Genomic DNA, 17802 nt, shown 5'->3' with positions numbered 1-17802 from the left:
GACGTATCCAGGGCGGCCTCGCACACGCCGTGGTGAACCACGGGGGTGCTCGCTACGGCGTGTGCGAGGCCGCCCTGTTGCGTACCCGGAGCCTGTTGTCCCTCCCTCACGGGCAACGACGGACCATTTCGTTAGCAAAACCCAAGCGTGGCGCGCACATCGGCCAGCGAACGTTAGTAAAGTCCCTCTCATGACTTCGCCCTCGACTCAGAGCGACCGAGAGAAGGTCGTCTCCAAGCTCCCCCCGTGGCTCCGCCAGGAGTTGAAAATCCGCACCGCACAGCTGCGGGTGGACATCCAGGACGCCGTCCACCAGGGAATCGCCCACTGGAGCTCCCTCGCCTCCGCCCCCTCCCCCGTCGACACCTCGGGCGCCGAATCGTTCTCCACCTGGCTGCCCTCCGGCCAGTGGGAGTCCTTCCGCGCCGACTCCAAGGACCGCGGCGTCTCCCTCATCCAGGGCCTCGCCCAAGCGGTCCGCCTCTGGCTGGAGATGAACCCCGCGCCCACGGTCAAGCGGCCCTCCGTCGTCCGCCGCATCGTCGTGTGCAACCAGAAGGGCGGTGTCGGCAAGACGGCCATCACCGCCGGCACGGCCGAGGCCCTCGCCGAGGACCCGGGCAGCCTCCACCCGGTCCGCATCGCCCGCCAGCTGGCGCGTGTTTCGGCGGCCGAAGACGGCGAGGAGCGCGGGCACCAGCCCCCCGAGACCACCCCCCTCGACCTCGAAGACCTCCCCGGCCTCGGCATGCGGGTCCTGCTGGTCGACTTCGACCCCCAGGGCCACCTCACCAAGCAGCTCGGCCAGCAGCCGCTGCCCATCGGCGGCGACAGCCTCACCTGCCACATGGCCGGCGAGGCGAAGGGCCCCCTCGCCGATCTGATCGTCCCCGTCCCGGACCAGCGCTTCGGCAACCGCCTCCACCTCCTGCCCGCCTGCACGGACGCCTTCCTCCTCGACGTCCGCCTCTCCACCGTCCGCGCCCGCGAGGCCGCCCTCGAACGCGCCCTGGCCCCCGTCGAGTCCGAGTACGACGTCATCCTCATCGACTGTCCGCCGAGCCTCGGCCTCAGCATGGACGCCGCCATCTACTACGGTCGCCGCCGCGACACCGAGCAGCCCGGCGCCTCGGGCGCGCTGATCGTCGTACAGGCGGAGGACTCGTCGGCCGACGCGTACGACCTCCTCACCTCCCAGATCAACGACCTGCGCGACGACCTCAGCCTCGACATCGACTACCTCGGCCTCGTCGTCAACCTCTACGACGGCCGCCGCGGCTACATCGCGACCTCCTCGCTGCAGGCCTGGATGGACATAAAGGATCCGCGTGTCGTGGCGATCGTGCCCGACCTCAAGGAACAGCGCGAAGCCGTCCGCGTGAAGCAGCCGCTGTTCGTCTACTCACCCAAGGGCGACCAGGCCATCGCGCTGCGCGCCCTCGCCAGGGAGATCTCATGAGCAAGGCCGACAAACTCGGAGTCTCGGCGTCCTTCGCCCGGGCCCAGCCGGTCAGCGTCAGCCCCCGCCGCGCGGCGATCGCGGAGGCCACCGGAGCTCCCACCTCCGGCATGGTCGCGCCGTCCGAGGTCCCCATCGAGGCACTGGCCCACAACCCGTTCAACCTCCGCGAGGACCTCACCGAGCTCGACGAGCTGGCCCAGTCCCTCCTCTCGCGCGGCCAGCTCCAGCCCCTCGCGGTCGCCACCCGCATGGCCTTCATGGAGGCCCACCCGGGCCAGACCGACGGCTTGGGCCGGGCCCCGTACGTGGTCATCGACGGCAACCGCCGTCTGGCGGCGGCCCAGCTCGCCGGCCTGAAGACCATGCACATCCATGTGAACGACGCCCTGTCCGCCTCCGCGGCGGACATCCTGGAGTCGGCCCTGATCGCCAACGTCCACCGCGTGGACGTGGCCCCCATGGACCAGGCGCGGGCGCTCCAGGAGCTCGTCGACGTCCACGGCTCCCAGGCCCAGGTCGCGAAGCGGCTGGGCAAGACTGCGGCCTGGGTCTCCCAGCGCCTGACCCTCCTGAACCTGACCCCGGCACTCCAGGAGAAGGTCGACACGGGAGAGCTCAAGGTCGAACCGGCCCGCAGGATCGGGCGGCTCCCCCAGGAGCGGCAGGAGGCGGCCGCGGACGAGACCCTGAACACCCCCAACCCGCCGCGCCAGCGCTCGCACACTCCCCCGCCGACCGTTAACGGCGTTAACGCCGTTAACGCTCCGGCTCCCGCTCCGGCTCCGACCCCGGCTCCGGCTCCGGCTCCGACCCCGGCTCCGACCCCGGCTCCGACCCCGGCTCCGACCCCGGCGCCTTCGACCGTTAACGCCGTTAACGCTCCGGCCGCGACGCCCGCCGCCCCCCGGATCACGATCGCGACGGACTCCCCGGAAACGATCGCGGACGGCCTGACGGCACACCTCACCCCGGACGACCTGAAGGCCGTCACCGAGCTCCTGATGCAGCGCCTCTGAGCCGGGCGTCCGGAGCCCCACCCACGCAGGGGGCGTTAACGCCGTTAACGCCGTTGACGCTGTCAGCGCCCCCACGTGCGCTTCATGTGCGTTCAGCCGTGCGGTTCACCTAGGCTGCACACGGAGGTAAGTACCGATGCCCGACGAACAAGAGAGCCTCTTCGCAGCGGTCGACGCGCTGCTCGAGGAAGCCGCCCAGGACCCGCTCCCGCACCCGGACGAGCGCAAGCGCCTGCGCGAAGCCGCGGGCCTGAGTCAGGACCAGATCGCCAAGGCACTCTCCGTCCGCCGCGAAACGGTCACGTCCTGGGAGACCGGCCGTACGGCCCCCCGTGCTCCCAAGCGCGCCGCCTACGCCCGCCTCCTGGAAGGCCTCTCCGGCCTCCACCCCGTCAACGGCGTTAACGCCGTTAACACCCCGGCCCCGGCCTCTGCCCCGCCAACCGTTAACGCCGTTAATACCCCGGCCGCGGCCCCGACCCCCGCTCCGGCCCCGGCCTCTGCCCCTCCGACCGTTAACGCCGTTAATACCCCGGCCCCGGCCTCTGCCCCGCCCACCGTTAACGCCGTTAATACCCCGGCCCCGGCCTCTGCCCCGCCCACCGTTAACGCCGTTAACGCCGTTGACGCCGTTACGCCCCCCACCCGGCGCCGGCCCACCCAGGCCACTCCCCCACCGACCCCCCGGCCCACCCCCCTGGAAGGGAACGGCCCCCTCGTCGTCCTCGACGGCACCGACAAGGCCCACGCCGCCCACGGCCTCCTCCTCCCCCTCCCCCCCAAGGCCCGTACCGACCTCCCCACCCTCATCGCCTGGGCCCTCGGCCCCGACGCCGATCTCCGCTCCCCCCGCCTCCACCGCAACGGCAAGGACGGCGATCCCCTCCTCGTCCTCACCCCCGCCGCCGCCGAGGCGCTGGGCCTGCCCCCCACCCTCGAGGACCGCCGCACCCTCCGCCTCCCCGACGGCCACCCCACCCTCAAACTCCTCGCCAAGACCAAGTGGCAGCTCACCCGCCGCGGCTTCGGTCCCTGGCCCCGCATCTACCGCCCCGCCACCCCCACCACCGGCCGCCAGTGCGTACAGCTCGCGGTCCTCCCCTGGGGCGCCCTCGACGCCCGCGCCTGGGGCGAGCACACCGCCGAACTCCCCGCCCCGGAACTCGCCGCGCTGCTGACCACGTACGCCACCCGCGTGCTCACCCCCCGCGGCTCCACCGCCGTCTCCGGCCTCGAGCTCATGACGGCCCTGCGCCCGCCCACCCGCGCCGCCCGCAACCCCGAGACCAACACCTGGGAGTCGGCACCCGTCGCCGGCTCCCTCACCCGGGCCGTCGACCCGGCCCCGCCCGAGGCCCCCGACGAGCACCCCGTCGTCGCCGCCCTGTACCCCCGCTCCCACCAGCGCACTCCGGACCAGGTCCTCGACGAGGAGGCATACGACTGGATCCGCGACCCGCAGCTCCTCACCGACGCCGAGTGCATGCGCACCCACGCCGTCGGCATCGACGTGAACATGGCCTTCGCCGCGGCGGCCAACCGCCTCCCCGTCGGCATCGGCCCCGCCGTCCACACCCGGGGCCCCCGCTTCGACCCGAAGATCCCCGGCTGCTGGCTCGCGGACCTCTCCTCCCTCGCACTCGACCCGCGCCTCCCCAGCCCCTTCACCCCCACCGGCAGGCCGCCCACCGGCCCCGCCTGGTACGCGACGCCGACCCTCGCCTACGCGCAGGAGCTCGGCCACCCCGTCGACCCCGCCGAGGCCTGGCTCCGCCCGGAGCACGGCCCGTACCTCGACGCCTGGTACACCCGCCTGCGCGACGCGTACGTGGCCACCATGGCGGACCTCGGCGTCACCTCCGCGCTCCCCGAGCCCGAGTTCCTCGCGGCGATGGCCGAGCTCCAGGAGCGCCCCGACCCCGTCCTGAAGCCGGTCCTCTCCGCCATCAAGTCCACCGTCAAGGGCGGCATCGGCAAGCTCCGCGAACGCCCCCAGGGCGCCGCGTACCGCCCGGGCGAACCCTGGCCCGCCCTCGAACGCCCCACCTGGCGCCCCGACATCCGCGCCGCCGTGATCTCCACGGCCCGCGTCAACATGCACCGCAAGATGGCCAGGCTCGCCGACGCCGGACTCCACCCCATCGCCGTCCTCTCCGACTGCGCGGTGTACCTCTCCGACGGCCCCGGCCCCCTCGACTTCCTCCCCCGCACCCCCGAGGGAAAGCCGCTCCCCGGCGGCTTCCGCCTCGGAGTCAGCCCCGGCATGGTCAAGCACGAGGGCACCCAGCCCCTCCTGTGGGCCGTCGAGATGCTCGACCAGGGACTCAACCCCGCCCGCCACATCAAGGGCCACGACGCCGCGGCCGACGGAGAGTAGCCGGACATGCCCGAGATCGACGACGGCCTCACCCGCGCCGACGAGCAGCACTTCACCCGCCCCGTCCCCAAGTCGGCGGGTGCCCAGATGCGTTTCCTCGTCAAACAGCTCAAGTCCACCCGCGAGGCGGCGCGCCTGCTCGACATCTCCCAGCGCACGGTCGAGCGCTACGTCAAGGACCGGCTCAAGCAGCCGAAGCCCGCCCTCGCCGCCCGCCTGGAGGCCGAGGTACGCCGCCGCTGGCAGCCCCTGGTGCGCAAGCGCGCCCGGACGAAGGCCGCGCGGACGACCGGCCTCGTCATCGAGACCCGCGCGCGCTTCGGCTTCACCGCCGCCCCCGGCACCACCGACGACGGCCGCATGCGCCGCATCACCCAGCACCTGCCCCCGGAGTACGCGGACCGACTCTTCGCCGCCCAGGAGGCCGGCGCCGGCGAGGCCCGGCTGCGCGCCATCGCGGCGGAGGGCCTCCAGGAGATCTACTTCAAGGACAACGGCGCCCGCGCCGGCGGCCTGCTGGTGGAGTTCACCGACATCGACTACGTCGACTTCGCGTTCTGAGGACGCACGCGACCGACGCCCACAGGGTCTGAAGGGACCGAGCCCGACATGGCACTACGACCTGTCCAGGTGAACATCAAGGCGCTCGACGACTCGGCGGTCGGCCGGTTCTGGGCGCAGGCGCTCGGCTGGACCGCCTCCGCCGGGACGCCCGGCGTGACCACCTACGTCGGACCCGCCGGCCCCTTCGTCTGGCCCGACCCGGTCGCCGTCGGCATCGACGTCGTCGCCGTCCCGGAACCCAAGACGGCGACGAAGAACCGGGTGCACCTCGATCTCGCGACCACCTCCGCGGCCCACCAGGCGGAGCTGGTCGCGCGCCTTCGGTCCCTCGGTGCGACGCCCGCCGACGTGGGCCAGGGCGACGTACCGTGGACGGTCCTCGCCGACCCCGAGGGCAACGAGTTCTGCGTGCTGGAGCCCCGGGAGGTCTACCGGGACACCGGGCCGATCGCCGCGGTGGTCGTCGACTGCGCGGATCCCCGTGCCATGGCCCGGTTCTGGGACGGGGCGATCGACTGGACCCTGCACGAGGTCTCCGACGACCAGGCCGTGCTGCGCTCCGCACGGGGCGTCGGACCGTACCTCGAGTTCATCCGCACGCCCGGCGTGAAGACCGTGCCGGACCGCGTGCACCTCGACCTGCTGCCGTACCCCGGCGACGACGAAGCGTCGGAGGCGGCCCGGCTGCGGTCGCTCGGCGCCACCGATCTCGACCTCGGCCAGGGCGAGGTCCCGTGGACGTGCCTGGCCGATCCGGAAGGCCACGAGCTCTGCGTCCTCGCGCCGTCCTGACGCGGAACGGGGGACAGGAGAGGGACCGAACAGGGACCGGAGGGACTCAAGGGACTGAAAAACGGAATCACGAACAAGAAACGGAGACCGGCAGTCCGCCACGCCGGGCGCCCGAGATCAGGCGCCCGGGATCACGCGACCGTGGGCGCCGACAGACCCCGCTGCGAGCGCTCGGTCTTCCTGCCCACCTGCCGCGGCCCGATCGTCCGGGGATCGACGGCCTCGCCCGGCGCGCCCTCCCGGTACAGGCCGTGCGGCTCAGCGTCCCGGTCGTGCGGCAGCAGGTAGAAGACGCGCCGCTTCTGCAGGCCGCTGTCCGGGTCCGCCTCGGCGGTGTCGCCGAGCTCCGTGAAGCCGATCATGCGCCCGTCACGGTGGTAGCGCGGCTTCCCCCGGCGGCGGGGCGTTTTGTCCAGGGCCTGGCGCACGTAGTCGAGCTCTTCGGGGTCCTCCAGCCACACCACTTTGTCCTCGTGGGCGAGATCGCTTGATGTCAGTAGCGAGCTCATGGCCTGGGTCCCTCCTCGATCACATGGGCCCGGTGGGGCCCCTGGTCCCTCCACGCCGCGGGCGGCGGCGCCGATGCCGGTATGCAGCAGGGCCCTGCGGGCCGCTGCCGGGTGGTGGGTCTGTTCATCGTCCTTGTCCATCGTAGGCGTGCCCACCCCGGGGCGGCATCACCCTTGGTCCGATCACGTCGTGGTTGCCCTGTTCGCCTCGCGCGGAGTCTGCTCCTCGTCGGCCAGGAGAGCCAGCCCCGGGTAGAACTTCTGCCCGTTCGAGCGGAGCATCTCGTTCGGCGAGGCGACGCCGACCTCGGCGCGGATGCGTGTCGCGAACGCGCGCGTGGTCGCGGGCCGCAGCCCCTCGCCGTCGAGGCACCAGGCACTGTACGCCCGGTACAGGGCGCCCTGCTCGACCTTGAGGTCCCGGGGATCGGGCAGGTCGGCCCCGCCCGTGGTGCAGCACTCGCCGAGGAACCGTCCGATGTGGTCCTCGGTCGTCGCGTACGCCTGCGTGGCGCTGCGCACGACGCTCGGACCCGTCAGGGCCGGCTTGGTGGCGAGATAGGCCTTGGCCCCCTGGATCATCCAGTGCAGGATGCCGGGCCCCTCCTCCTGTACGAGCGTCTCCGCCAGGTTGTCGATCTTGCGGTGGTCGGGGACGACCTTCTCGAACGGGATGAGCCGGATGCGGCGCCAGAACGCATGTCCGCCGGTGCCGACCTCGGGACGGTGGTTGCCGAGCAGCCAGAGCTTGTGGGTGGGCTCGAAGCTGAAGAAGTCCTGCCGCATCCGCCGGGCCTTGAGCCGGTCACCACCGGTCAGCAGTTTGACCCGGGCCTCGTCGAACTTGTCGTGCGGCTTGAGCTCGCTGCAGACGAACAGGCGCCGGCCGTGCAGCTCGGTCAGCTCGGTGGAGTGCTCGTTGAACTTGCCGCGCTCCATCAGGAAGCCGGGCGGCGCCACGTCCGCGTAGTCCCCGAGGATCTTGATGACGACGTCGAGGAGGGCGGACTTGCCGTTCGCGCCGACGCCGTAGAGGAAGGGCAGGACCTGCCCGCCGACGTCGCCGGTGATGGAGTAGCCGAGCAGGAGATGGAGAAAGTTGATCATCTCCTGCCCCTTCTCGTCGTCCCCGAAGGTCTCGTCGAGGAAGCGGTGGAACCGGGGCGTCGGCATCGCCTCGGGCGCCAGGTGGGTGGCGCGCGAGTGCAGGTCCCGCGTGGGGTCGGGCTTGTGCAGGTCGCCCGTGCGCAGGTCCACGACGCCCGCCGGGGTGCACAGGGCGTACTTGTCCCCGTCCAGGGTGTCGGGGTCCAGGGCCAGTTCGGGGGAGGCCTTCGCCTGGGTGAGCATGGCCTTGACGCCCGAGGTGGACATCGCGCGCTTGCGGTGCTGGGACAGCTCCCGGTCGGTGAAGAAGCCGCGCGGGTCGTGGAGGGGCAGTTCCTCCGCCATGTCGCCCGCGGCCCAGATGGCGGCCTTCTCGCCGCCGGTGCGCTTCCAGCGGTACTCGTCCCAGACGTACCAGCCGAGCCCCTCGACGTGCCGGAACCGGTCGTGGTGCAGGTGCGCGAACAGCTTGGCGTTGCCGCGGTCGCTGAGGTTGTGCAGGAGGCCGGTCTGGATGAAGTCGGCGGCGCCCGCCCCGGTGTGGACCGGGGCCGCGTTCTGCTGGGCGGGCAGCCGGCGCCGGCCGCGCACCGCCGCGGTGGCGAACGCGGCGGAGGCCGGCGACCCGTCGGGCGCGGCGGCGGGCTCGCCGGGCGCCCCCGGGTCCACCGCCACCTCGGCCGTGAACGCGGCGAGCTGTTCCGCCGCCGCCTGGGCGTTGAACCCCGTGCTCTTGGCGCTGCTCATGTGCGTTCCTTGGGGTGGATCGGCCGATCGCCTCCGGCGCGCAGCCCTGACTCGACGATGAGGACGTTGCGGCGCGACTGGCGGGGTCTGGCCCGGTCCGCCGCTTCGAGCAGGAGCAGGCGGCCCTCGGCCGCGTCGAGATGGCCGCCCGCGACGAGCCCGCCCGCCGTGAAGGCCGCGCGGTTGAGCTTCTCGCTGAAGGCCGTTCCGGACGGGCTCGCCCCGCAGGAGCCGACTTCCTCCAGAAGGCCCCTCAGCAGCCTTCTCCCGGCCTCCTGTCGACCGCCGCGCAGGGGGAGCCCGGACGCGGCTGCGGGGGCGGCAGAAGGGCCGGGGGAGGGCGCGGCGGACGCGGGAGTGGGCGCGGGGGAGTCCGCGTGTCCCGTACGGACGAGCTCGGCGGCCAGCCACAGCGGCAGCGGGGCGGGCAGCCTGGCTCCCGGCAACGCCTCGTAGACACCGGCGGCCGTACGCGTCGTCGGAGCCACGATGTAGCCCCCCTCGGCCCGTACGTCGACCTGCCAGGCGAGCGCGACCCTGGAGCTCGACCCGCTGGAACACCGCAGCCTCGGGCCGCCCTTGGGCGCCCGGTACCAGATGTGCATCCCCCCGGACGGCGTACGGACCCGCAGGGTCGAGGCGTCCTCGCAGGGGTCGGGCCGGGAGCGGTGGGCGGCCAGCAGCGCCAGGGTGTCGAATCCGCTCCGCAGTCCGGTCAGGTCGACGCGGTCGTCGATGGGGATGCCGGGCAGCAGCCGCTGCCGGTCGGGCAGCTCCGCGGTGTGGGCGTCCACGTCGATGACGACGAGCCCGGCCGCACCGCAGGCCACGCCGATGCCGAACTCCGGCTCCCTGCGCCACCATTCGCGCAGGGTGTCCAGGTCGGTGGTGGCCGCGTGGAACCCGTGGCACCAACGGCCTTCCCCGTGGCAGGGGCACGCCTCGGGGGAGTGGCGACGGCCCGTGCACTCACGGCAGTTCGCGGCGGGCGTCTTGGTCCCGGGGGTCAGGGGGTGCACCGGGTAGCCCCGTGAAGCCAGCCAGGTCGCCACGTCCAGCGCCGTCCCGCCGGTCACGCCGCGGCGCGGGTTCTCGGGATGGACCAGCACTGGCTCTTCCTTGACACGGTGTCGGGGGCGGCTTCGGGCACGGTTGTTCGTGTCCCCGGACCCGGTCCCTGACGTACAGGCTGGCTGACCTGCGCCTCAGGGACCAGAGGGACTGAAGATTCACTATCGCGGAGATTACCGCAGGGACTGCGGGGGCTCGGGCGCCAGGCACCGCCATATCGAGAATTCAGTCCCTTCAGTCCCTCAGTCCCTGAAGTTCTACCCTGGTTCGTCCGGAAAAGTTCCGTCTTCGAATTGGCTGCCACCCCGGGCGTGTCGCGACCGGCCCACCGGCTCCCGAACGGCGGCTCCAGCAGTCCTCGAGCACGACGCCGGACCCGTGTGCCGACGGAGGCCCCCCAGGGGGCAGGTCCCGAGACAGGTACTGAACCACTCGGACCCTCGTTCAGTCCCTCCCTTTTCAGTCCCTCGGGAAACACGCAGGTCAGAGCGGTGTGCCCAGGGACTCAGGGACTGAAGGGACTCAGAATCACTACTTCCGCTCTTTATGTGCGTGCGTGTATGCGCGCAGGCATATAAGAAGCCTGGTAGTTCATATCTGGCTCATAACTGGATAGTTGGGTCCCTTCAGTCCCTGGACCGCCGGCCCCAGCCCCCTGACCTGCAGGTTTAGGCAGTGACTGAAGGGACAGGGACCGAAGCGTTCCCACCGGCGTTCAGTACCTGTCGGGGGAGGGAGTACCGAGGGAGGGGGCACTGCCGCACACACCCCAGGTTCCGGGAGCCACCGCGGCCCCCGCCCCGACCACGCCGCAGCACCCGGCGGATGAGCCCCGCCCGGCCCAGCCGGGGGAGGGGGAGGGGCACGGGATCCGCCGGGCCGGGCCCGCTAAGCGCCGGGCGCGCCGGAGAGCCCCGGGGCCCCTCGTACGCCGAACTCGCGGCGCAGCGCCGACCGCGCCGCCAGGTACCCGCACATGCCGTGCACACCCGGCCCCGGCGGCGTCGAGGCCGAGCAGAGGTAGACCCCGGGCAGCGGGGTGCGGTAGGGGTCCGCCTGGGCCGTCGGCCGGGCCAGGCTCTGCACCGCCGTCATGGCGCCCGCGCCGATGTCCCCGCCCACGTAGTTCGGGTTGTACTCCTCGTACGCGGCGCCCGTCACCGACCGGTGCGCGAGCACCGTGTCCGTGAAACCGGGCGCGTACCGTTCGATCCGCCGCCGGATCAGCTCGTACGGGTCCACCGTGCTGCCGTGCGGCACGTGCGCGTACGCCCACAGCGGGCGCCTGCCCGGCCGGGCCCGCCCCGGGTCGGCGACGGCCGGGTCGACGAGCAGGACGAACGGCTCCGCGGTGGCGACCCCGCGCGCGGTCAGCGTCTCCTGCCGGAACACCTCCGCCTGCGTGCCCCCCAGGTGCACGGTGAGCGCCCCGCCCGTCTCCGGGGCGGCCCACGGGACCGGCCCGGACACCAGGAAGTCCACCTTGGCCGCCGCCGGGCCGTACCGGAACCGGCCCAGCCGCCCGCGGTAGCGGGCCGGCAGCCGCCCGCCCGCGATCCGCAGCAGCCCCTTCGGCGCGACGTCGAGCAGCACGGCCCGGGCGGGCGGCAGCTCGCGCAGGTCCTCGATGCGGCGCCCGGTGTGGAACACCCCTCCGTGGGCGGTGATGTCGGCCGCGAGGGCATCCGCGAGCCGCGCGCTGCCGCCCCGCACCAGCGGCCAGCCGCTGCCGTGCGCCAGATGCCCGAGCAGCAGCGCGACCCCCGCTCCGGCCGGGCTCGGCAGCCGCCCCACCGCGTGCGCGGCCACCCCGGCCAGCAGCGCCCGCGCGGGCTCGGCGGCGAACTGCCGGGTCGCCAGCGGGGTTCCGTGGGCCAGCGCCCGCGGCCCGAGCCGCAGGGCGGCGGGCAGGGCGGAGCGCCACCCGGCCGCCGCCGCCCGCGGCCCCGACAGCACCAGGTCGACCACGGCGTCGCTGCGCTCCAGCAGCGGCCCCATCAGGGCCCGCCAGCGCGGCCCGTCGACGCCCAGCCCCGCGCAGGTGCGCTCCAGGTCCCGGTAGGCGACGGCGCTGCGGCCGCCGCCGAGCGGATGGGCGTACGAGGCCTCGGCGTGCAGCAGCTCCACCCCGCGGTCCGCCAGGCCGAACTCCCGGAAGAACGGCGAGGCGGCGGCCATCGGATGCACGGCCGCGCAGATGTCGTGCTCGACGTCCGCGTCGAAGAGCGACCGGGTCCGCAGGCCGCCCCCGATCGTGTCGTGCGCCTCGTACAGCTCGACCTGCACCCCGGCACGGGCCAGGGTGACGGCGGCGGCGAGCCCGTTGGGACCGGTCCCGACGACGACGGCGCCGCCGTCACCCGCACCGGCGCTCATACGGCCGGCTCCCGCACCCGGGGCCCCTGCTCGGCCTGCCCCGTCTCTTCCGCCTGCTCGGCCTGCTGGTCCGCCAGCCGCCGGTACAGCCGGTCGCCCGCGCGCAGCTCCGCGTGCGTACCGGTGGCCCGTACGCCGCCCCGTTCCAGCACGACGATCTTCTCGGCCCGTGTGATGGTCGAGAACCGGTGCGCGATCGCAACGACGGCACACTCCTTGCTGACCGCGGCGATGCTGTCCCGCAGCGCCGCCTCGGCCTCCGCGTCCAGACTCGCCGTCGCCTCGTCCAGCAGCACGATGGCCGGGCGTTGCAGCAGGGTACGGGCGATGGCCAGGCGCTGGCGCTGCCCGCCGGACAGCCCCGCTCCGCGCTCGCCCAACTCGGTGTCCAGCCCGGCCGGCAGCGCCGCGACCACCTCCGTCAGGTGCGCTTTGCACAGTGCGTCCGCAATGTCCTCGGCGGTGGCCTCGGGTGCGGCGTACGTCAGGTTCTCCCGTACGGTGCCGCGCAGCAGCGTGTGGTCCTGGTCCACGTACCCGACCAGGGAGCGCAGCTGCGCCAGCGGCAGGGCGGCGATGTCGGTGCCGCCGATGCGGATCGTGCCGGAGTCCGGGGCGTAGAGCCGCTCGACGAGCTGGAAGAGGGTGGTCTTGCCGGCGCCGGAGGGGCCGACGACGGCGGTGAGCCCCCGTTCGGGGACGGTGAAGGAGACCCGGTCCAAGGCGGGCTGCGGGGATTCGCCGTCCGGGTAGCGGAAGGAGACCTCCTCGAAGCTGATCCCGTGCCCGCCGAGGTCCAGGGGGCGCTTCTCGCCCCCGCCCTCGTCCTCCTCCTGCTCGAGGCCGGCGAGTTCACCGAGCCGGTCGACGGACGCCCGCCCCTGCTGGAACTGGGCGATCGACATGAACAGCATGACCAGCGGCGACACCAGGTAGAACAGGTACATCATGAACGCCGTCAGATCGGCGGGCGCCATGTCCCCGGTAGCCACCCGGGCCATGCCCCAGGCGATCACGACGGTCAGCGCGACCTGCGTCCCCACGTTCATGGCGGGCGTCAGCATCGCCGACAGCGCCGACACCCGGATGCCGGACCGCCGCGCCCGCCCCGCCAGCTCCGCGATGTGCCCGGTCTCCCGGCCCTCGGCGCGCGAGGCCTTCACGGTCGCCAGCGCGCCCATGACGCGCAGCAGCGCGGAGCCGAAGACGCTGGTGTCCTCCCGGTTGACGACCGAGGCCTTGCGGACCCGCCGGGCGAGCAGCAGCGACACCGCGCTGGCCAGGCCCAGGCAGCCCAGCGTGGTGACGAGCAGCAGCGGGTCGATCCAGCCCATCATCACGATCCCGCCGAGCACCATGAACGCACTGGTGACGATCTGGGCGAGGGCCTGCGTCATGCAGATCCGGGCCAGCGAGGTGTCGGTGACCATCCGGCTGAACACGTCGCCCCGGTCCCACCGCTCGTACGACTGGAGGCGCGAGCGCAGCAGCCGGGCGGCCAGCGTGTGCCGGATGTCGAAGACGACGTTCTCCCCGGCCCGGCCGATGGCGTACGCGTGCCCGGCCGCGAAGAGGGCGTCGGCCGCGAACAGGCCCACGGCCAGCAGGACCGGGCCGGTCAGCGGCCGGTCCGCCGCCACCGACCCGATCATCTCGCCGATGACCAGCGGCTGGGTGAGGGTGGCCGCCGCGCCCAGCAGGCCGAGCAGGATCCCGCTCAGCAACAGGGCGCGGTGGCCGCGGACGATGTGCCAGATGTTCACGACGAGGCCTTGGCCGGCTTCACGTACGTGGCGACGAACATCGGCGCCCGCTCGTCGTACGGGGTCCCGCGCCAGTCGGCGCTGCGGCTCTCGGGGACGAGCCCGGCCGCGCGGGCGTGGCCGTCGACCTCGTCGGGGGTGGTCAGGCGGGACAGCTCGGTGCCGACCCGGCTGGTGCCGTCCGATTCGAACCAGATGTGCGCGCAGTGCCACAGGTCGTTCTCGGGCAGCAGCGTGGAGTGCGTCTGCAGGCCGGTGCCCGGCTCCGGGTACGGGACGAAGTACGAGGCACGGGTGCGGCCCTCGTGGGCGGCGATCACGGCCGGCTTGTTGTGGGTCTCCACGACGAACCGGCCGCCGGGCGCGAGCAGCTCCGCCGCCCGGGCCACGGCCCGCGCCTGGTCCTCGGGCGTGAGCAGCATCGACAGGGTGGCGCAGACGCAGTAGACGAGCCCGACCGTACGGTCGCAGGTGTACGTGCGGATGTCCGCGAGCACCGCCTCGACACGGGCGTCCGCCTCCCCGGCGGAGCGCAGGGCGGCGAGCATCTCGGGGGAGGAGTCGAGTCCGGTGACGGGGGCGCCGAGCGCCCGGGCGAGCGGCAGCGCGATCCGCCCGGTCCCGACGCCGAACTCGACGGTCCCGGAAGCCGGCCCGGGATGCAGCGCGGCCAGCCGCGCGGCGGTGGCGGCGGCGGACTCGTCCCGCGGGAAGAGCCGGTCGTACCAGCCCTCGAACTGGCGCCCGTATCCGATGTCCTCGACGGCCGCGGCAGCGGACGCGGCGGTGTGGGTCGCTGTCATTGGTTCGGCTTCTTCCTCTTCAGCTCCACCCCGGCGGCGATGAACAGGGCGACGCCCACGGCGATCGCGCTCACGGTGCTCATCACGTCGGCGGCGGTCAGGAACCCGATCACGGCGAGGCCGACGACCAGGCATCCGGCGACTGCGGGCTTGTGCATGGTGTTCTCCTTGGGGTCCGCGGCGGACCACGGCGAGGCGGGCCACGGCGAGACGGGCCACGGCGGGGCGGACCGCGCCGTGGTGCCCGTGCGTCAGGACTTGAGCATCCCGAGGGCGATGGCCCCGGCGATCACCGCGCCGATCGCGATGATGATGTAGGGCGCCATCCTCATGCCCCCACCGCGGCCGCCGCCCGCGCGTGCAGCGGGGTGTAGGGGGAGACGAAGACCATCTCGGGGCTCTGCGCGGTGTCGTAGCCGGTGGCCCGGGCCAGGGCGAACTGGAAGCCGCGGACGCCCGCGGCCTCCTCGCCCCGGTCCAGGATCGTGGCGCGCAGGTACTCGGTGAGCGTGCGGTACCCGGCGGTGCGCACGACGACGGGGAACCCCTTGTCGATCACGTGCAGGATCTCGCTGCAGATGTCGAAGACGGCCTTCTCGGGGCGCCGGGTCGGGAACCAGGCGATCTGCCACGGCTTGCGGCCCTCGATCACGTCCACCCCCTGCCACGGAGAGGTGGTGCCGTCGGCGGCGAGGGTCCGGTACACGAAGTGGTAGTCGTGCATGGCCGGGGTCGGCGCGAAGAAGCGCCAGTTGGGCAGCAGCGAGAAGGTGTCCTTCAGCTGCATCCGGTTGAAGGTCGGGTTCGGGTGCTGGATGGCGAGGGTGGCGAGGAGCATGGCCGCGCCGGCGATGCGCCATCCGGCGCCCTCGCCCGTGAACACACCGGCGGCGGCCCGCTTGAACGTCACTTCACGGTCTCCTTTCCGGCGGGCGCGGCGGCTGCGGCAGCGGTCCCGGCGGCGGCCGGGGCGGCAGCTGCGGCCGCGGCGGCAGCGCCCCCGCCGTCCGCCGGAGCCAGGGCGAAGAACTCGGTGATCGCGTCCGCCACCTGGTGCGCGTACCGGCTCGTGGTCAGCAGCGTGTCGTGCCCGGCGCCCTCGACGACCACCGTCCGGGTGCGCCCGCCCCGGTGCGCCCCGGCCAGCTCCCGGTGCATCAGCAGCTGGTCGGGATCGCGGTCGACGGTCTGCTGGGCCGAGACGACCAGCCCGTGCGCACCCTCGATCGGTGCGAGGCCGCCGCGGTGGGCCCGGAAGTCGGCCTCCACCGCGTCCCATTCCCGCAGTCCCGCCTCCCACATGCGGGCGTCGGCGTACTGCGCGAAGACCTTCTTGCGGTAGGCGACGGGCAGCGACTCCAGCCAGTCCGGCCGGGCCATGAGGATGCCGGTCCCCAGCCGCAGGTACCAGGTCATCTGCACGAGCGAGCCGCGCAGCCGCCCCGCGGTCTCGCTCTGCTGCGCGGAGCGGTTCAGCTCGTCGGGGTGCGAGGCGTCGAGGTAGACGACCCCGTGGACGCGGTCGCCCAACTGCCGGGCCGCGCGCCGCGCGATCTCGCCGCCGAGCGAATGGCCGACCAGGATGACCCGGCGGTCCGGGGCGACGGCCCCGTTCACCAGGTCGACGAGGTCGTCGACGGAGCGGCCGAGGGTGAAGCGGCCGGGATCGAGGTGGCGGCTGCCCGCGTACCCGGCCCGCGCGTACGTGACGACGCCGTGCCCGGTGTCCTGCGCCAGCCGCTCGGTGATCCACGCGAAGTGCTCGCTGGTGGAGACCATCCCGGCGGCGAAGACCAGCACCGGCCGGCCGTCGCCGCCGGGGGAGAGGACCTCGTACTGGAGCTCGTTGCCGTGCCGCGTGGTCAGCACCCGGGAGGTGTGCCAGCCCTCGGTCGTACGGAGCCTGCGCTGTACGGCGGTGCCCGCGGCCACCCCGGCCGCCGCGGCCAGCAGCGCGAGCGCGACGGGCAGCGCCCGGTCGTCCCGGCCGGCCACGGCGGGATGGCTGCGCGGGGCGGAGGTGTAGGCGACCATCGGGTGCATGGCGGTGAACGCGGTCACGAACCGGCCCAGGCCCATGAAGTAGCCGTTGGCCAGGTGGAACGCGGCGGCGCTCGCGATGACCGGGCGGGCCAGCAGGCCGCCGCGGGCGTAGGCCAGCGGGAAGAGGCACTCCAGCGCGAGCACCCCGTGGGTGAGGTACTTGGCGGCGGTGGGGTGCTCCTGAGTCCAGCGGTACATGCCGGGGTGGCCGTACGTACGGGTGCGCATCACGCCGGAGAGGGCGGAGGCGTCGCGCCAGGGCTCGCCGATGAGCTTGACCCAGCCGGAGACCAGGTACGAGAGGTTGGCCTGCAGTGCCAGGTACCAGAGCAGTGCGTCCTTGGCCTGCGGGGAGCGGGCCAGCCGGGCCGCCCCGGTCGCGGTCTGCACCAGGATCGCCACCTGGTCGGAGCCGTCGGTCCCGTAGCGGTGGCGGGGGTAGAGCAGTGCCGAGCTGGCGCCGAGGAAGAGGCTCCCGGCGCCGCGCAGGCGGGAGTTGCCGGGCAGCAGCATCCCGGCGGCGACGGCCGCGCGGCTGACGTGCAGGGCGGTGGTGGTGCGGGGGCCGCTGACCGCGTCGAGCAGTCGGCGGACCAGTGGGGTGGACTCGGCCTGGACGTCCTTGACGATGTTCCAGTCGTTGAGGCCGCCCTGCCGGATCTCCTTGCGCTGGGAGAGGTACTCCAGGGACGACGTCAAGGTGGTGACGGCGGCGAGCCGTTCGGACAGGCCGAGCGCGCGGTCCCGGCTCACCGGAGCGGGGCCTAGTACCGCAGAGGCGATCTTCTGGGCGAACTTCACGTTGTCTCTTTCGCAGCTGTGAGGGGGAGCCGGGTGAGCGCTTACGCTGGACGGGTGACCGTCGGGCCGGAATCCACCTCCGGCCCGACGGAAACCCGGCTGTCACGCGGTCGTGCGGTCTCGCGGTCAGGCGTTCACACGGTCAGGCGTTCACACGGCTGTCGTGCGGCGCCGGCGCTCGTCCGGCCTCAGCCGTTGCCCCGCCCGGCCTCGAACGCGCTGACGACCGCGCAGGAGATCGCGATCCCGCCCATGAAGGCGGCGGGGGTGGCCAGCACAGGGGCGGCGAGGGGAAACACGAAGCCCTCCTCGGGGATGTCCATCTCGTCCAGCAGAGCGGTGACTTCGTTCATGGCGGTGTCCTTTCGCAC

The 17802-nt window shown here is 73.2% G+C and carries 16 protein-coding genes; 6 read left to right on the top strand and 10 right to left on the bottom strand.

The genetic code is table 11. From position 1 onward, the window contains the following. Positions 1-190 precede the first annotated feature (190 nt). The 5 genes from ACFYZS_RS24295 (at position 191) to ACFYZS_RS24275 (ending at position 6211) form a co-directional block, all read left to right on the top strand. On the top strand, positions 191-1459 hold the full coding sequence (locus ACFYZS_RS24295; RefSeq protein ID WP_389016216.1) for a ParA family protein: 1269 nt from the start codon (positions 191-193) through the stop codon (positions 1457-1459). Next, the gene (locus ACFYZS_RS24290) at positions 1456-2478 is read left to right on the top strand and encodes a ParB/RepB/Spo0J family partition protein (protein WP_389016213.1); all 1023 of its coding nucleotides are present in this window, start codon (positions 1456-1458) and stop codon (positions 2476-2478) included. The genes ACFYZS_RS24295 and ACFYZS_RS24290 overlap by 4 nt, the downstream gene beginning before the upstream one ends. Before the next feature lie 136 nt (positions 2479-2614). Continuing rightward, a complete protein-coding gene (gene tap / locus ACFYZS_RS24285; RefSeq protein WP_389016210.1) occupies positions 2615-4855 on the top strand; it encodes a telomere-associated protein Tap in 2241 nt (746 codons plus the stop codon). 6 nt (positions 4856-4861) lie between these two features. Continuing rightward, the gene (tpg, locus tag ACFYZS_RS24280; protein WP_389016207.1) at positions 4862-5416 is read left to right on the top strand and encodes a telomere-protecting terminal protein Tpg; all 555 of its coding nucleotides are present in this window, start codon (positions 4862-4864) and stop codon (positions 5414-5416) included. Between the two features lie 48 nt (positions 5417-5464). Beyond that, the gene (locus ACFYZS_RS24275) at positions 5465-6211 is read left to right on the top strand and encodes a VOC family protein (protein WP_389016204.1); all 747 of its coding nucleotides are present in this window, start codon (positions 5465-5467) and stop codon (positions 6209-6211) included. A 131-nt stretch (positions 6212-6342) separates the two neighbouring features. Here ACFYZS_RS24275 and ACFYZS_RS24270 read toward each other — a convergent pair whose 3' ends face one another. The 7 genes from ACFYZS_RS24270 to ACFYZS_RS24240 form a co-directional block, all read right to left on the bottom strand. After that, positions 6343-6720, bottom strand: coding sequence for a DUF6009 family protein (locus ACFYZS_RS24270; RefSeq protein WP_030872546.1), 378 nt, complete (start codon positions 6718-6720; stop codon positions 6343-6345). A gap of 183 nt (positions 6721-6903) precedes the next feature. Beyond that, positions 6904-8574, bottom strand: coding sequence for a phage/plasmid primase, P4 family (locus ACFYZS_RS24265; protein ID WP_389016201.1), 1671 nt, complete (start codon positions 8572-8574; stop codon positions 6904-6906). Continuing rightward, entirely contained in the window at positions 8571-9683 is a 1113-nt protein-coding gene (locus ACFYZS_RS24260) for a bifunctional DNA primase/polymerase (protein WP_389016199.1), read from the bottom strand. The genes ACFYZS_RS24265 and ACFYZS_RS24260 overlap by 4 nt, the downstream gene beginning before the upstream one ends. An 850-nt stretch (positions 9684-10533) precedes the next feature. Continuing rightward, entirely contained in the window at positions 10534-12021 is a 1488-nt protein-coding gene (locus ACFYZS_RS24255; RefSeq protein WP_389016196.1) for a phytoene desaturase family protein, read from the bottom strand. Further along, on the bottom strand, positions 12018-13784 hold the full coding sequence (locus ACFYZS_RS24250) for an ABC transporter ATP-binding protein (protein ID WP_389016193.1): 1767 nt from the start codon (positions 13782-13784) through the stop codon (positions 12018-12020). The genes ACFYZS_RS24255 and ACFYZS_RS24250 overlap by 4 nt, the downstream gene beginning before the upstream one ends. After that, a complete protein-coding gene (locus ACFYZS_RS24245; RefSeq protein WP_389016190.1) occupies positions 13781-14587 on the bottom strand; it encodes a class I SAM-dependent methyltransferase in 807 nt (268 codons plus the stop codon). The genes ACFYZS_RS24250 and ACFYZS_RS24245 overlap by 4 nt, the downstream gene beginning before the upstream one ends. Then, positions 14584-14745, bottom strand: a complete 162-nt coding sequence (locus ACFYZS_RS24240; protein WP_389016187.1) for a hypothetical protein — start codon at positions 14743-14745, stop codon at positions 14584-14586. Before ACFYZS_RS24240 ends, ACFYZS_RS24245 begins: the two co-directional genes overlap by 4 nt. A 10-nt stretch (positions 14746-14755) precedes the next feature. On the opposite strand from ACFYZS_RS24240, the gene ACFYZS_RS24235 reads away from it, so the two are divergent. Continuing rightward, the gene (locus ACFYZS_RS24235) at positions 14756-14905 is read left to right on the top strand and encodes a hypothetical protein (protein WP_389016184.1); all 150 of its coding nucleotides are present in this window, start codon (positions 14756-14758) and stop codon (positions 14903-14905) included. A 10-nt stretch (positions 14906-14915) separates the two neighbouring features. Here the strand turns inward: ACFYZS_RS24235 and ACFYZS_RS24230 are convergent, their stop codons facing one another. The 3 genes from ACFYZS_RS24230 to ACFYZS_RS24220 form a co-directional block, all read right to left on the bottom strand. Beyond that, positions 14916-15497 carry a hypothetical protein gene (locus ACFYZS_RS24230; protein ID WP_389016181.1) on the bottom strand — a complete coding sequence of 194 codons (582 nt, stop codon included), beginning with the start codon at positions 15495-15497 and terminating at the stop codon, positions 14916-14918. Then, positions 15494-17383, bottom strand: a complete 1890-nt coding sequence (locus tag ACFYZS_RS24225) for an alpha/beta fold hydrolase (protein ID WP_389016178.1) — start codon at positions 17381-17383, stop codon at positions 15494-15496. The genes ACFYZS_RS24230 and ACFYZS_RS24225 overlap by 4 nt, the downstream gene beginning before the upstream one ends. 236 nt (positions 17384-17619) lie before the next feature. Beyond that, positions 17620-17784: a hypothetical protein gene (locus tag ACFYZS_RS24220; protein ID WP_389016175.1), complete on the bottom strand. Its 165-nt coding sequence runs from the start codon at positions 17782-17784 to the stop codon at positions 17620-17622. Between the last annotated feature and the right edge of the window lie 18 nt (positions 17785-17802).

Origin of the sequence: Streptomyces sp. NPDC001903, assembly GCF_042891345.1 — a bacterium.
Classification (GTDB): Bacteria; Actinomycetota; Actinomycetes; order Streptomycetales; family Streptomycetaceae; genus Streptomyces.
The sequence above is the reverse complement of the archived record's forward strand: the minus strand, read 5'-3'. Positions and strand labels throughout refer to the sequence as shown.

Excerpts from the sequence above, each read along its gene's own strand:
- ACFYZS_RS24295 (WP_389016216.1), top strand. The coding sequence starts at position 191 with ATGACTTCGCCCTCGACTCAGAGCGACCGAGAGAAGGTCGTCTCCAAG.
- tpg (WP_389016207.1), top strand. The coding sequence starts at position 4,862 with ATGCCCGAGATCGACGACGGCCTCACCCGCGCCGACGAGCAGCACTTC.
- tap (WP_389016210.1), top strand. The coding sequence starts at position 2,615 with ATGCCCGACGAACAAGAGAGCCTCTTCGCAGCGGTCGACGCGCTGCTC.
- ACFYZS_RS24265 (WP_389016201.1), bottom strand. The coding sequence starts at position 8,574 with ATGAGCAGCGCCAAGAGCACGGGGTTCAACGCCCAGGCGGCGGCGGAA.
- ACFYZS_RS24275 (WP_389016204.1), top strand. The coding sequence starts at position 5,465 with ATGGCACTACGACCTGTCCAGGTGAACATCAAGGCGCTCGACGACTCG.
- ACFYZS_RS24290 (WP_389016213.1), top strand. The coding sequence starts at position 1,456 with ATGAGCAAGGCCGACAAACTCGGAGTCTCGGCGTCCTTCGCCCGGGCC.
- ACFYZS_RS24255 (WP_389016196.1), bottom strand. The coding sequence starts at position 12,021 with ATGAGCGCCGGTGCGGGTGACGGCGGCGCCGTCGTCGTCGGGACCGGT.
- ACFYZS_RS24240 (WP_389016187.1), bottom strand. The coding sequence starts at position 14,745 with ATGCACAAGCCCGCAGTCGCCGGATGCCTGGTCGTCGGCCTCGCCGTG.
- ACFYZS_RS24245 (WP_389016190.1), bottom strand. The coding sequence starts at position 14,587 with ATGACAGCGACCCACACCGCCGCGTCCGCTGCCGCGGCCGTCGAGGAC.
- ACFYZS_RS24270 (WP_030872546.1), bottom strand. The coding sequence starts at position 6,720 with ATGAGCTCGCTACTGACATCAAGCGATCTCGCCCACGAGGACAAAGTG.
- ACFYZS_RS24220 (WP_389016175.1), bottom strand. The coding sequence starts at position 17,784 with ATGAACGAAGTCACCGCTCTGCTGGACGAGATGGACATCCCCGAGGAG.